Origin of the sequence: Paenibacillus sp. S02 (assembly GCF_019454065.1) — a bacterium.
GTDB lineage: Bacteria > Bacillota > Bacilli > Paenibacillales > Paenibacillaceae > Paenibacillus > Paenibacillus polymyxa_B.
This window is the reverse complement of record NZ_CP073682.1, coordinates 3,887,344-3,900,708: the sequence shown is the minus strand read 5'-3', so window position 1 is coordinate 3,900,708 and position 13,365 is coordinate 3,887,344. Positions and strand designations below refer to the sequence as shown.

Here is a 13,365-nt window from a genome sequence, read left to right as displayed (position 1 = left end):
GGAATAACAGATTCAAACCCGCAGCATTGCGGAGATTCTCAGGTGAGATTAATACAAGCCAAATGATCAACTCAGGAAACTTTTCCTACGCTCAACACTGTATTCGAACGAGTAACATTGTACTGGAACTGAAAACATATAGGAGGACGGATATGACGAAACAAGAGGCTGACGAATTTACCACAGCTTTGTCGGAACGATACACTCAGATTCAGAAATGTAATTCTGATAACAATAAATTGTTGAGTTTGTGGGAAGGGGTTATTGAAACCTTACCACCAGATATAAAGAGCGAATTTGAAGAGAAATATGATCACCTTGTAAGGGAGAGTAGTTCGTGAAAAAGCTCGACTTGAACAAGCTTGATGAAGAGCCGATCGAAGTGCAGCAGGCCGTGGCCTTCTATGCATCTCACACAATAAGTGAAGTGCGCGTAACGACGGAAGAAAGGTATAAATATTATTCCATTTTAGAGGAAGCAGGACTGCTTGAACCTCTAAAATCCGTAGTGGAGCCGTAGTGGTTTAGGCTCAAAATATAAGCATAAGCACAGGAAATACGAAACTAAATTGTTGGAAAGGTGGCGAGAGGGAATGTCCCATCAAACGTTCTGGAAGCCGGAGAAAAAAGTCAAAGATAAGAAAGCGTTTAGCAGCCTCAGGCAGCGCAAGAGGGATAAAAAGCCTGCTCCTGAATGGAAGAAAGATATTCTCTCTCACCACCAGTCACGGCCTAATACCAAGGAGCGTGGAGAATTCCCGAAGGATGTAATAGCGGAACTGATTGCTGATTCAAACGGAATCTGCGAATGCTGTAAAGCTGCCGAAGCTACAACTACTCATCACGTTTACCCACGCGGCAGGAAAGGACGTGGCGTAAAGACGAACGGACTACGACTCTGCTGGCCTTGCCATGATCGGATACAAATAAATGAAGAACTCCTTCAATTTTGGATATCGGCATTCCGTGATAAATACGGCGATTACTTTTGGTTCGATGAACAGGATTGGGAAGAGCACAACCGTAAACTGGCGGCGCGGCAGCGTGTGGAATTCGATAAAAATGAACGCTTGGAGAGCATAAAGCCAGTCATTGAACTGATTACTTCAGCGGCAGGCCGAACTTTGAAGACTAAAGAGATACGGCTATTGGAAGCTATGGATGATAAGCAAATGCTTGTTTTTACAAACATGATATCTGACGCTTTGAAAAATTTCACTCAACCAGCTCCTTCATATGGTTATGGAGAACGGTTTGAGGATTAAACAGCAGCACGGCCCCATAGGGGACAAGAAGGAGGGGCAACCCTCCATAAGGGAGAGAGACACATATGCGTAAATTAAGCCTGTTCAGCGGTATAGGTGGAATTGAGGAAAAGGGCTACTTGATATAGTAACCCAAATCTGAATCGAATTCGACCAATCCTTTATCTAACATTTCACCAACAAGGGATTCTAATTTTCCATGGTATTCACGATGTTTATTTTTTGAACAGATTATCAAATTTTCAGGAGAATTGTTTGTTCGGACGAAATCGATGTGATGAACGCATTCATCGGGGTCTAATTTTTCTCTACCAGCAGCTTTCAATGCAACAACTATATGTTCAAAAACATAACCATTTTTATTCGCATGAGGATGATCAGGTTGTCTGACCATATAATAACCTTTTGATTCATTGCGACTCGATAGGAAACGGTGACCGTTGGGAGTTTTATGATTAACTAGCACTCGACCGCCTTTCCAGGAAGAATTGTTTTCACCATATTGATTCCGCTTAATTGCTTTTCTCGTCGGAACACCCATTTTCTTCATTGCACGCCATATGACCTTTTGGGTGGTTCCGAATCTTACAGCGCATTCATCCTGACTTAAACCATCTATGACATAAGCGGTGTACAACTCTTCTTCTGTGAAAGGGACTGAATAAGTATATTTATTTGCCAAAATAATCCTCCTAGAGGGATGAGATTGATTATATTATACCACCAATTCCAGTAGTAGATAAAAGGAGAGTGATGCCCATGACCACGGAAAATAGAATGCGAAAATTGAGCCTATTTTCCGGTATTTAACCGGAGGAATTGATTTGGCTGCTGAGTGGGCAGGCATGGAGACGGTCGCTTTTTGCGAACGGGAGCCGTTTCCGCAGGCCGTGTTACGTAAGCACTGGCCTGACGTGCCTATCTATGACGATGTATGCACATTAACAGCCGAAAGGCTCAAGGAGGATGGAGTAATTGGACCAGGTAGAGCAATTGACCTTGTTTCCGCCGGATATCCTTGCCAAGGTGAAAGTTATGCCGGGGAGCGAAAAGGCGCGGCAGATGACCGATGGCTCTGGCCGGAAACTGCACGCCTCTTGGATGAATTCGAACCCCCTTGGTTTGTTGGTGAAAACGTTAGTGGACACATCACAATGGGGATCGACACGGTATTTAATGATCTGGAACACTTGCAGTACACCTCAAGGGCGTTTCATATACCAGCTCTCGCCGTTGATGCGGACCATGAACGATATAGGGTATTCGTTGTGGCCCACTCCAACAAAAAGTCAGGACTACAAGCCCGTCAGGCCGTTATCACCATCGGAGCGAACTGGGAAGCATGGAAAGATGCTCGTCGGCGTAGTTGGCGACCGATACCCCGAGTTGATTGGGGCATATCTGGACCCCCGGTTTCAAGAAAGTCTGATGGGATTCCCGATAGGGTGGACAGATGTTACGCACTCGGCAACACAGTAAGTCCCTATCAGGTTTACCCCATCCTAGCAGCTATAAAAGCCATAAATGACAGTCTATAAGGGGGAATCCCCTATACCAAAGGAGAGATAACAATGAGTAAAAACGGAAAATGGACGTTCAGTGAAAATGAAGAGTTTTTCAACTACGGAGAATACTTCGACACTAAGAAAGAGGCGATTGCCGCAGGTAAGGAGTATTTCGCTGATGACGATTATGCCCTCTACGTTGGTCAGGTTGCAGAATGTGGGTTGGGCGTAATGGTGGATGTAGAATCCATCTTCGAATATATCAATCAGAATATGTGTGATGAGGCGGGAGAAGCTGCTGATGACTATCTCACGTACACGGCGCCGGAGCATGATCAAGAACTTGAGAATGAGTTGAAAGACGTAATTACAAAATGGATTACCCGGCATGGATACCAACCGACATTTTTCAAAGTCGTTAACATTGAGCCAGTCGAATAATTGAGGCATAACAGCCTTTTACCCCCTACTACCTATACCAAAGGAGAGATATACATGTCACTGACAAGAGAGCAAGTGCTGGGGATGGAGTTGGGAGTAGATTTAGATGCAATGGTGGCCGAATTCGTTTTTGGATGGACTCGTATAACCGGACCAACACAAGATTACCACGGTCCTGTGGAGCATGGAGATGTGCTGATACCTCCAAACACCAGTACGGACGAGGCATTACGAATGATGCCACCAAAGGGGAGCATCCCCTTTACGTACTTCGTAAATCGCCATTGGTCGAAGAGCATATCAGCAGCATGGAAAGTAGAAGAGAATATGCTGTTGAAACATCCTGGTGTGCAAACAAGGTATGTATGGAGATTGAGGCTGGTAACCGGATGGGAAGACAAGCAGCCAGCATTCAGGGAAGATTTCAAACTGATCCACGCCACACCAGAGGAACGTTGTAAGGCTGCACTATTGGCTGTACTAAACTTATAAATTTGGGATGAGGCATAACAGCCTCTTACCCTACCAAATACAAAGGAGCGATTTAGAAATGGAAAACGTGAAATTGTCTGAGCTGCCAAGTGAAACAATGTTGAGTTATGAGGATTCTAATTGCACACTTACGCCCAATCAACTACGTGAACAAGCGAAAGAGGATGGAGACCTGCTGCTGCACACATGGTATGTCGCTAAGGAACATCGCTGGCATCCGGACGCAAAGGCTATGCTCCGTCAGTACATCGAAACACAATATGACGAAATGTACGAAGATTGGGATGACAGGGCGTTTGATTGCTTGAAGCAAGAACATTATGAGCGGATTCAGGCTGTGCTTAACGAAGCATTCAGCAGTGACCACGCAACAAAATACTGGATGTTAGACGGTCCGGAAGTAATTATTGACACGCTGGATCAACCGAGCGCATAAACAGGGGCCTTCTGGCCTCTTACCCTATACCCCTATATAAGGAGCGGAGGTATGGATAATCGTAGGCAATGCAGAGACCGCGGCGCAGCAGTAAGTGGTTATTTCCAAAAATGAAATTACCACTCTTATAACCCATAAGGAGCGATAAGCATGAGAGATATTAAATTCCGTGGTAAAAAGATCAATTCCGGCGAATGGATTTATGGTGCGCCTGTATTTGAGGGTGATAAAGCTTGGATCGTAAAACGAATCGGTGACAATTTTAGCGCAGATGAAGTGCATCCCGAAACAGTAGGCCAATACATTGGCTTGGATAATATCAAAGACCAGAAGATATTTAAAGATGATTTGTGCCAACTAAGAAACACCATATACCAAATCGTATGGGATGCAAAATACACAAAATTCGGAGCGAAAGTGATTAAATGTGACCATGTTTTACCGAGGGGATGCACGTTCCTAATTAACGATTATGTAGATATGGAAACTTCAAACTTAATGCTTGAGGTAATAGGAAACATACACGATAACCCGGAGCTGCTACAGCCCCAAGGAGGGAACAAGCAATGACCACAATGGAGTTAAAGCGGGGAGATTGGGTAAAGGTCCAGACTGGTGATTTAGGTATTGTACAGCGTGTGTCGAAGCGTCAGACATGGGCAGATGTACTTTTCGTCTCGTGGACAAAGCGCATGAAATGTGAACATTTAACATTTTACAGTCGCCCTCCGCAAACAGGTCCGGGTATGTGTGATTGACTGGTATACACCTCAAACGCCGCATAGAGCGCTTTTACGTGGATGAAGATGGAGAACTGGTTTTTGCACTTTTTGAGGATATAGATGGATACGTGCATTACAGATACTGCACGTTTGATACGGATAAATACACGATGCTGTCAGTATTGTTCTATAAAAATTTCAATGGAGGCGGTAAAGGTGAGTAAACATATTAGCGAAAAAGAAGCCCTTATGCTGGCTAAATCAGACTTTAACAAAGCCCTGAAAGATGGCTTATCCAATTTGCAAGTTGATATGATTATAGGCATGGCTGAAAAATACATGTTGGAATGTGAACAGCTTCGGGAGCAGGCGGATGAAAGCGGAATGGTTACTGCTCTACTGGAGGCTGACCTATTGGCTACCAAAAAGGAGCTGGCAGAGAGGGACCGGACAATAGCCCAGCTGCAAGAAATGGATAGACTCCATACTTCGGGAGCGAAACAGCTTGTCCAAGACTTGCGCACATTGAGAGTGGACAGAGATAAACTTCAAGAAGCGTTGGACCAAGTGCAGCAGCAGATTGCAGAGAAGGACCAAAAAATAACGTGGCTTACTAACGAGCTAGGGGAGTAACCCACCAATACAATACGCTCCTATATCTTTCGCTTGAAATAGGTGTTCTTTTTCAAATGGTGATATGGTAATATTTGATTTAGACAACCTAAATCAAATGGAGGGTGATATTTATGGAGGTTAATTCTCGGGAAGAACTCATCAAGCAGCTTAAAGCTACTCAAATGGAAGTAGAAAGACTACTTTTTAGAATTAAACAGATTTCAACGCAAGGTCGCGATTATTTTGTCGAGGCAGGGGATCAGCTTGCTGATAAGTTATTCGACCTACGCACAAATAAAGATGTAAAGATTAATTCACTTCGTTCAAAATCAACGGATTTAATAAATAAAAAAGATAAGTTTTTTAAAGACTACGCTGTTTTTTGTGCTGATCCAATAGGATTCACCAAAAGGCGTGAGGCAGATGCGGCAAAGGTTGAAAAAAGAGGTGGTGCCCGAAAAGGGGCTGGACGTAAATCTCTTGGCGCGAAGAAATCCGTAACAATAACCCTGCCACAAGAGCGGTGGGATGCAATAGATGATTTGATAAAGAACGGGAAAATCAAAAGCTACCCTGATTATTTCAGGTATTTGGACAGTAAGGATTAAGCCTATACAGGGTGTAGGACCTACACCCACTAAGGGAGGATAAATGGTATGCCGGAAGTATTTAAAATGCCAAAGTATCCATGTGCATTCTGTAAAAAGAGAGAAGCTACACAGCTATGCGATTTCGTCATCGGATATAGTTGGACAACTATGAAAAACGAAAAAGGCCGCATGATCGGAGGGCAGCACCAGACTTGTAATAACGAAATGTGCAAGGAATGCGCTACGAATTACGCAGGATTTGAATTTTGCCCTTCTTGTGTGCAGTTGTACAAATTGATTCAGGAAAAGCACGACCGTAGGCCAAATAAATTTTTTTCTGATGTTGCTTTCGGTAAATATGAACCTGGGGAGGAACAACAATGACAGATAAACCACGTAACTGGCAAGAGGATATGAATGGATGCGCTGGCCTACCACCAACGCCGTGGGCATGGGTTGAAACGGATGAAGGTGAATGGATTGAAGATTCTAACCAGGAAATAGTCATTGGTAGTGAGTGTGAGTATATTTTTGATGATTTGCTTGGTGGAAATGTCAGAAAAGAAGCATTCATGCGTTTCATGATTAATGCCCCTGAAGCCCTTCCTTACTGGCTCCAACAATATGCAGAGCTACAACGAGAATATGAACGTTTTCAACAGGTGGCTAAGGGCTGGAATGATGATTTAACCGCCGCTGAATCCCTTATACAACAAAAGGATGCAGATATAGCCAGGCTCAAAGCTCGCCTCCAAGATGTTTCTACAGTCTAGAAGAACAGCGGAATATAAGCGATTCAGTAGAGCGTGACTCATGAATTACGCTTATACCTCTATACTAAGTGCTGCTTCAGTTATATGTTGTCCGTTTGCTTGGCTAAATATAACGTACACTTCTATAATAAAGAGTGTTAACTTATCTTTATTCCACAAAAGGAAGATGAACTATGACATTGTCAAATGGACAAATTGAACGCTTAGCAGTAGGAGCCATCACGAACGTCGCAAATCAACCAGGGTGTTTTTTAGTTCCAAATATTCCTGTAGGCGACAAGGGAATATCCTTTGACGGCAACATTTCTGTTTTCACCGACGGTTCAGAGAAAAAAGAATCATTGCTTGGAATTGTTCCGGTACAAGTTAAAGGGACGGAAGTGGCTCATTTTCACAAAGGGGTAAGATCGTTTTCGTTGGATATGGGCCACTATAGAAATTACTTGAACAGTGATGGGGTGCTATTGCTAGTTGTGGAAGTAAAGTCAGATGGAGATAGCAAAATATTTTACAAGTCGCTATTAGGAATGGAACTCAATCAACTTATTCGTATCTATGGTCACCAAAAGACAAAGTCAGTTGAACTGCGGCCACTAGAAGAAACCAATCTCTATACAGTCTGCTATAAATTTCTGAGGGAACAGAAACATCAACCGAGAATGCTTGTCGAGAAACAAATTTTCTCCCCGGAAGCATTCCAAGAATACAGATTATCTAGTATGACTTTTGATACATCGAACCCAAAAACAAGTTCGATCTTCGAACACGATTTTAATATATATGGTGTTATAAATGAAACTCATTTTCCCTATAAAGTTGGAAGAATTGAATCCATGGGTACATCTAGTTTAACAAGATTAAATATTAATGGGGATTTATATTCTTTAACATCGAAATTATCCTTTGAACAAAATAAAATAACAGTTGTTATTGAAGAAGTAATTACCATTAATATTTATGAAAGGGAACAAAAATACAATCTCCATTTTATGGGATTTCGGTCTCTTTCAACGCAATTGAAAGTTATTCCTTTAGTAATTGATTTATTGGCCGGTCATCCTGTAGAGTTTGAGGATTACGGGTTTGTTCTCAAACTAAATGTACAGAAGATATCAGGCGATCTTCAAGAGATGCAGGTATACCAACAGAATCTCCTTGATATGACTGTTGCATTTGAACGTTTAGGCGTCCCTGAAAATACATTTTTTGGTGGTTCCGATATTAGAGATGTTTATCCGCAATTACTAGCAATCACAAAGACTGTGAACCAAAATTCATTGAATGGGATAATAATAGAGAAGCCTGACAATACATCATTACTCAATATTAAGTTGGGAGATAAGTCGATTGTTGTACTCTACAATCCAAAGGACGATAGACTGTTAATTAATGGATACTCCGAGGAGGTTCTGAAGATAGACTGTGTCATCCATACAAATCAAGAAGGAGAAGGTTTTCCTCATAGTGTCTACACTATACTTAGTGAAGAGGCTTTGGGGAAATCTATAAATTTTGACTATGATATTATTAGGAGGTCTTTTGATAAGTTCGATCCATTTATCAACATGGAAACTTTCAATTGGACGAATCAATTTTGCTTAAAATGCATACAAGCTTATGATCTGGGTAATAATTCGCAATTACTAGATTTAGCCAACTATGTTTATGATAAATACTCAACTGAATTTGATGCGGGAGATTGTTCAGATCTGGTAATATTCATAAATCGGCTTCAGATTCATAAACGGTTAAATGGAACATTAGACGAAACTATGAATGAAAAGTTGATCGAATTAAAATATGAGGCAGTATCTCGTAGTGACAAAGATCTTCTATTTTGCATTAACGTTTTATTAGAAATTAAGATTGAAGCAAGCATCGGGTTCAAACAATTGAAATTTGAAACACAGGAGTTTTACAAAGATCTACCCATCTACAAACTATATCTTGAATTATAATTTGAGAGGCCTATTATTACCCGAGGTTTATATTCGTTCTTCTGATCATTTTTTCTACTTCTGAGTTAGGTCGGAGTGCACATCAGCACAACGTTTATGATTTGGATTTACATTAGAGATATAGGGAGAACACCCAAGTCCCTGCATATATTTTTACTTATCTTTTTCTGAAAAATAATTCTTGTTTGTTTTTTTGTTCTAAGATTGTTGGTTGCAGACTTAATCACTCTTAGATAGCTATACTTATTTTGAGACAAAATATAAAAAATCAATTTTCCTTTGAAAGGATACATGTTTATGGAACTAACTCAGTCTGTAGTATTAAGTGCTCAGTCTAATGAAGATCCTTCTGATAAACAGAAAATAGTTCAAGTAAACTTCTTTGATGATGTAGATGTAGTAGATATAAGAAAAACAAAATGGCTGCTAAACAAATATACTGACTTAATTGATGTAATCAAAAACTATGAATACTCACTTCAACAATTGGAAAACGGCATGGCTGCATATGATCTGCTTTCGGCAGAGGGATCGGTTGCTAAGCGAGTCTCGGGACAAGAACTGACAGCAGATGTGACAGCAAATGCCGTTCTACTCAAAGACCAGCGCCATGTAAATTACAAATTCTATCAATTCCTTACGAATAACATTAAATTTGCAATAAATAATATACGCGATAAACATGAAGGGTTAATTGCAAAGTTGCTGTTTCTGGATGGAATGAAGTACCTCAAAGCACAACAATATTTAGAGAAGGGTTATCGTAAGGATATACCAGGCATCTCAGCGACTACGTTTGCAGACAAAAGACGTAAGGCCATAGAAAGTATAGCAAAAAGTCTTAAAGTTAACCGTACATTGGATTTTGTCACCATCGACTATGGACGGGGACGAAACAAGGAAGGTGAAATTGGACTAAGGATGCCAGAAGTAAATTAGACCGTAAGGGCTTAAGCCTTTGCGGTCTTTATTGTAGGTGTCTAAAGTTCTAGACTGAAAAATAAAGTAATAGTCTTGACGATGCTTCATTAAGCTAACGGGCAGTTTAACGCAACAATATTCTGGAGCGGTAGCCTTAGATTCAGGTTATTTAACGCCTTCTATTTGCAAAGGCCTTCAAGATCGAAATATACGCGGTATGTGTGTCCGCAACAGCAAGAATTGCCCTACCGAACTACGGATGAACGGAGCACCTTAGAATCAGCAAAAGAAACCCGAAGTCTCATAAAAGACTTGGATTTCTCGTCAATCTGAGTAGCCTTTAGGACTACTCTTTATTTACTAATATTAAACCAACCTGGCATTGCTTGAAATACATTCCAAAGTTTTTCTGGAATATTAAGCTGGTCGAGTTTCGAAACGTTCAATTCAGAATCTACCTCGGCATCACGTCCATTTGCGACCTTTTCAACCCAATTAGGATCCATAATTAACGCATGCCCAATGGCGACTAGCGGCAAACCTAATTCCATAGCTTTAAGAGCATCATCCGGTGTTATTATGGAACCAGCAGCCATCACAGGTACCTTACCGTTTGCTCTTTCAAGAATTAATTCAAGTCGTGTTTTTTCATCTTGACTATCTACTGGCTTTGAAGACACATTATCCAATGAAGCATGTATATAATCTAAATCCTGTCCAACAAGGAAATCAATTAATTCATACGTGTCTTTCATACGTAATCCGCCCACTTTGGAGGATTCTTCAGGAGAAAGTCGGAATCCTATAATGAATGGTTTTGTAGCATGTTTTTCAATGACATTTTTGATTTCTTCAATAATTGCCAAAGGAAAACGCAAGCGATTTTCAAGTGATCCTCCCCATTGGTCCGTCCGTTGATTTGTCGCTGGCGACCAAAAATTCTGAATTAAAAATCCATGAGCCCCATGAATTTCGACGCCATCAAATCCGGCTTCAATTGCTCGTCTTGTTGTGTCTCCAAAAGCACGTACAATCGACAAGATCTCCTCATGTGATAGTTCTCTTGTTTCTGAAGTTGAACCTAAATTAGTAACTTCGGGTTGCAATGCACTCGCACTAACTGCATCCAATCCAGGCACGGCTTTATTGCCAGCATGGAAAATCTGTAGGATCGCAGGAGCGCCTCCACTTTTCGCTGCCTCAGCTAATTTTCGTAAACTTGGAGTAAATTCATCATTGTACCCGGCGAATTCATTCGTAAAACCCTGTCCATTCGGTGTAACATGAGTACACCCTGTAATGACGAGTCCTACTCCATTCACTCTTTGTTTGTAATACTTTACTTCGTCATCCGAAATGGTAAGATCGTCATTGCTTGACCAGGTTGTCATAGGTGCCATAACAATTCTATTCTTCATTGTTATTCCACTTCTGAATGTGAAGGATTCAAATAACCTTCTATATATTTGATTCATTTCTTTAACCTCGCTATCATATTTTATTTTCTGTTTCAGTGTAATTGGTTACCGTTACAGTAGGTCAAGGATTTATTTTTATATGATTACATGTAGAATTGTTGTGTTTTCGATCTTTTCATGATATATATTTAGTTACAGTAACTGTAACTAAAGGTGGGACAAATAGATGTTATATTCAATGACATATGTAGTGGAGAATTTAAATGTATCTGCAAAGACACTTAGGTTTTATGAAGAGCAGGGGATATTACCAAATATATCTCGTGACGAAAAAGGTCGTAGAGTTTATAACCAACAACAAATAGATTGGATTTCTTTTATTCGTTGTCTCAAAGAGACAGGAATGCCTCTTTCAAAAATCAAGGATTACAAGGAACTTTATGAATTGGGAAATAGCACCTATTTGCAAAGAGAAGAAATGTTGATGCATCATAAATTGGAAGTTCAGAAGAAAATTGACGAAAGTCAAAAACACTTGGAAGAAATAAACTATAAACTAGCCATGTATGAACTTCAGAAAGAAGAGGTTATGAAAAACCCTAACTATAACTTTAAATGTCACGGTCACGGCCTGGAGATTAAGACGGTGAATTAATGTAATGTACTTGCGCTAACGGGGAACGTTAGTTCAATGGAACAGCGACAGTCTAGGACTTTTTTTCGTCCTTGGTTGTCGCTGTTTCAATTTCCAGGCTCAGTCTACTACTTTATTTTCTGCTGATAGTAGGAACTAATAAATCCGTAGTAGGCGCGTAGTAGAAAGGATTTATACTTTATTCAGGAACAAATTAAATCTATTCTAGGAGGCAATAAACATGGCACATAGTTACGCTTACTTGGATAAGGAAAAAATTCTCCATCTCCATCCATTGGAAGATGAAGCAGTTAAGCATGGCAAGTATGTGGGTACAAATCTGGATTACGACGAAAGCGGCTTTCCGATTATCGGAGGCGAAGGTGTAGTTTACTATGTGGACAAAGACACAGCCTATGTAAACGGAAATGAACATGATGGTAAACAAATCGCTGTACCAAGTGGCCTTAAAGCACTAGCTGGTCAGCTTCAGTAATTTTTTCCAAAACTAAAACTAAATCGGAGACAGGACTCAGAGGGTAATATAACCCCGGAGCAAGAAGGATGTCCATAAGAGGCCCATACCGGGCATGGCGGATTAGCGGTAGCCGCATATTATAAATTACCGCAATCTTATACATAGAAAAGAATTAAGGTTATGCCGATATAGTATAGGCACATATTTTGGGATTAAAAAATCGCATTATAAATTTCTTATACGAACTAAATCAATGCCAACTCGTAAAGAAGCTATTATTTATTGGTTTTTCAAACTTACTTAATATTTATTTTTTTTGGTTTATAATTCTAATTTTATTTAAAATTTCGCTGTCGAAATTTAAGTTTAACAAACTATATTTGTCAGCACCTTTTAAATCAATCAAATGACTTATTGCTGATAGATGATCGTTTAAGTCTGTTAAGATGTCGGATTTAAAAGTATATTCTAATAAAGAATCCATGAGAATGGAAAGAATAAACGAGCTGATAGTTACGATTATTAAAGCTTGGTCATCTGCGTTAATAACTGGTTTAAAAACCGATACTAAAGAAAATATTAAGGCAAAAGTGCTAATAAAAAAAGAGACCATTGAATTATTTAAGTTCGAATTCAAATTAATTCCACTTATAAGAAAATTGATACTTTTCTGTTTATCTGAAAGAATTTTAAAAGATTCATCTTTATAAAACTCTAAAAGATTGTTGAATCTCTTATCCGACTCAAGATAAAAATTATTGTTTTTACTATTCATATTTTTCTTTATATGCTTTTTAAAAGGATCTTTAAAATTTTTTTTATAACTTTTTCTAAGCGGCCTGCTTTTGAGATGTTTGAGAATAACAAGTATGGGCAAAGCAATGATTATAATGAAACCTAAAATATATATCAAGTTTATATACAACTCCTTTTATCCTTATATCGGCTTAAAAAGAGGTTTTATTATGCTCGTTCAGGAAATTTTTCCTTGGCATTTGATACATACCACATAATCCGAAGTAAATAAGTAATAGAATGATGATATATTGAATCCATAAAATAACGTAAATTAGAGGTCGCTGAAAAGCGGCCTTTTTGCATTGGAGGAAAGTGATAT

The 13,365-nt window shown here is 39.7% G+C and carries 21 protein-coding genes; 18 read left to right on the top strand and 3 right to left on the bottom strand.

What is annotated here, in order from left to right:
• Positions 1 to 152: 152 nt before the first annotated feature.
• The 3 genes from KAI36_RS17215 (at position 153) to KAI36_RS17205 (ending at position 1,265) form a co-directional block, all read left to right on the top strand.
• The gene (locus KAI36_RS17215; RefSeq protein WP_220025542.1) at positions 153 to 341 is read left to right on the top strand and encodes a hypothetical protein; all 189 of its coding nucleotides are present in this window, start codon (positions 153 to 155) and stop codon (positions 339 to 341) included.
• Complete coding sequence (locus KAI36_RS17210) at positions 338 to 520, top strand: hypothetical protein (protein ID WP_220025541.1); 183 nt, start codon at positions 338 to 340, stop codon at positions 518 to 520. The genes KAI36_RS17215 and KAI36_RS17210 overlap by 4 nt, the downstream gene beginning before the upstream one ends.
• 73 nt (positions 521 to 593) lie before the next feature.
• Positions 594 to 1,265 (top strand): HNH endonuclease, encoded by a 672-nt coding sequence (locus KAI36_RS17205; protein WP_220025540.1) that lies wholly within the window; start codon positions 594 to 596, stop codon positions 1,263 to 1,265.
• 115 nt (positions 1,266 to 1,380) lie between these two features.
• Here KAI36_RS17205 and KAI36_RS17200 read toward each other — a convergent pair whose 3' ends face one another.
• Entirely contained in the window at positions 1,381 to 1,947 is a 567-nt protein-coding gene (locus tag KAI36_RS17200; protein WP_220025539.1) for an HNH endonuclease, read from the bottom strand.
• Between the two features lie 142 nt (positions 1,948 to 2,089).
• On the opposite strand from KAI36_RS17200, the gene KAI36_RS17195 reads away from it, so the two are divergent.
• From KAI36_RS17195 to KAI36_RS17135, 13 genes are all read left to right on the top strand, one after another.
• Positions 2,090 to 2,803 carry a DNA cytosine methyltransferase gene (locus KAI36_RS17195; protein WP_258382191.1) on the top strand — a complete coding sequence of 238 codons (714 nt, stop codon included), beginning with the start codon at positions 2,090 to 2,092 and terminating at the stop codon, positions 2,801 to 2,803.
• A 33-nt stretch (positions 2,804 to 2,836) separates the two neighbouring features.
• Positions 2,837 to 3,211, top strand: a complete 375-nt coding sequence (locus KAI36_RS17190) for a hypothetical protein (RefSeq protein ID WP_220025538.1) — start codon at positions 2,837 to 2,839, stop codon at positions 3,209 to 3,211.
• Between the two features lie 54 nt (positions 3,212 to 3,265).
• Positions 3,266 to 3,703, top strand: a complete 438-nt coding sequence (locus KAI36_RS17185; protein WP_220025537.1) for a hypothetical protein — start codon at positions 3,266 to 3,268, stop codon at positions 3,701 to 3,703.
• Between the two features lie 58 nt (positions 3,704 to 3,761).
• On the top strand, positions 3,762 to 4,139 hold the full coding sequence (locus KAI36_RS17180; protein ID WP_220025536.1) for a hypothetical protein: 378 nt from the start codon (positions 3,762 to 3,764) through the stop codon (positions 4,137 to 4,139).
• 150 nt (positions 4,140 to 4,289) lie between these two features.
• Positions 4,290 to 4,709, top strand: a complete 420-nt coding sequence (locus KAI36_RS17175) for a YopX family protein (protein ID WP_220025535.1) — start codon at positions 4,290 to 4,292, stop codon at positions 4,707 to 4,709.
• Entirely contained in the window at positions 4,706 to 4,897 is a 192-nt protein-coding gene (locus KAI36_RS17170) for a hypothetical protein (protein WP_220025534.1), read from the top strand. The genes KAI36_RS17175 and KAI36_RS17170 overlap by 4 nt, the downstream gene beginning before the upstream one ends.
• Positions 4,894 to 5,085: a hypothetical protein gene (locus KAI36_RS17165; RefSeq protein ID WP_220025533.1), complete on the top strand. Its 192-nt coding sequence runs from the start codon at positions 4,894 to 4,896 to the stop codon at positions 5,083 to 5,085. The genes KAI36_RS17170 and KAI36_RS17165 overlap by 4 nt, the downstream gene beginning before the upstream one ends.
• Positions 5,078 to 5,494 carry a hypothetical protein gene (locus KAI36_RS17160; protein ID WP_220025532.1) on the top strand — a complete coding sequence of 139 codons (417 nt, stop codon included), beginning with the start codon at positions 5,078 to 5,080 and terminating at the stop codon, positions 5,492 to 5,494. The genes KAI36_RS17165 and KAI36_RS17160 overlap by 8 nt, the downstream gene beginning before the upstream one ends.
• Positions 5,495 to 5,607: 113 nt before the next feature.
• Positions 5,608 to 6,084 (top strand): hypothetical protein, encoded by a 477-nt coding sequence (locus KAI36_RS27395; RefSeq protein WP_258382190.1) that lies wholly within the window; start codon positions 5,608 to 5,610, stop codon positions 6,082 to 6,084.
• A 48-nt stretch (positions 6,085 to 6,132) separates the two neighbouring features.
• The gene (locus KAI36_RS17150) at positions 6,133 to 6,450 is read left to right on the top strand and encodes a hypothetical protein (protein ID WP_220025531.1); all 318 of its coding nucleotides are present in this window, start codon (positions 6,133 to 6,135) and stop codon (positions 6,448 to 6,450) included.
• On the top strand, positions 6,447 to 6,839 hold the full coding sequence (locus tag KAI36_RS17145) for a hypothetical protein (protein WP_220025530.1): 393 nt from the start codon (positions 6,447 to 6,449) through the stop codon (positions 6,837 to 6,839). The genes KAI36_RS17150 and KAI36_RS17145 overlap by 4 nt, the downstream gene beginning before the upstream one ends.
• Positions 6,840 to 7,012: 173 nt before the next feature.
• Positions 7,013 to 8,797, top strand: a complete 1,785-nt coding sequence (locus KAI36_RS17140) for a DUF4365 domain-containing protein (RefSeq protein WP_220025529.1) — start codon at positions 7,013 to 7,015, stop codon at positions 8,795 to 8,797.
• 297 nt (positions 8,798 to 9,094) lie between these two features.
• Positions 9,095 to 9,736: a hypothetical protein gene (locus KAI36_RS17135; protein ID WP_220025528.1), complete on the top strand. Its 642-nt coding sequence runs from the start codon at positions 9,095 to 9,097 to the stop codon at positions 9,734 to 9,736.
• A 335-nt stretch (positions 9,737 to 10,071) separates the two neighbouring features.
• On the opposite strand, the gene KAI36_RS17130 is transcribed toward KAI36_RS17135, so the two are convergent.
• Entirely contained in the window at positions 10,072 to 11,193 is a 1,122-nt protein-coding gene (locus KAI36_RS17130; RefSeq protein ID WP_220025527.1) for an NADH-dependent flavin oxidoreductase, read from the bottom strand.
• A gap of 181 nt (positions 11,194 to 11,374) precedes the next feature.
• Here KAI36_RS17130 and KAI36_RS17125 point away from each other — a divergent pair, with 181 nt between their 5' ends.
• On the top strand, positions 11,375 to 11,791 hold the full coding sequence (locus KAI36_RS17125) for a MerR family transcriptional regulator (protein WP_258382189.1): 417 nt from the start codon (positions 11,375 to 11,377) through the stop codon (positions 11,789 to 11,791).
• Between the two features lie 220 nt (positions 11,792 to 12,011).
• Complete coding sequence (locus KAI36_RS17120; protein WP_220025525.1) at positions 12,012 to 12,266, top strand: hypothetical protein; 255 nt, start codon at positions 12,012 to 12,014, stop codon at positions 12,264 to 12,266.
• Between the two features lie 289 nt (positions 12,267 to 12,555).
• On the opposite strand, the gene KAI36_RS17115 is transcribed toward KAI36_RS17120, so the two are convergent.
• Positions 12,556 to 13,161, bottom strand: coding sequence for a hypothetical protein (locus KAI36_RS17115; protein WP_220025524.1), 606 nt, complete (start codon positions 13,159 to 13,161; stop codon positions 12,556 to 12,558).
• Between the last annotated feature and the right edge of the window lie 204 nt (positions 13,162 to 13,365).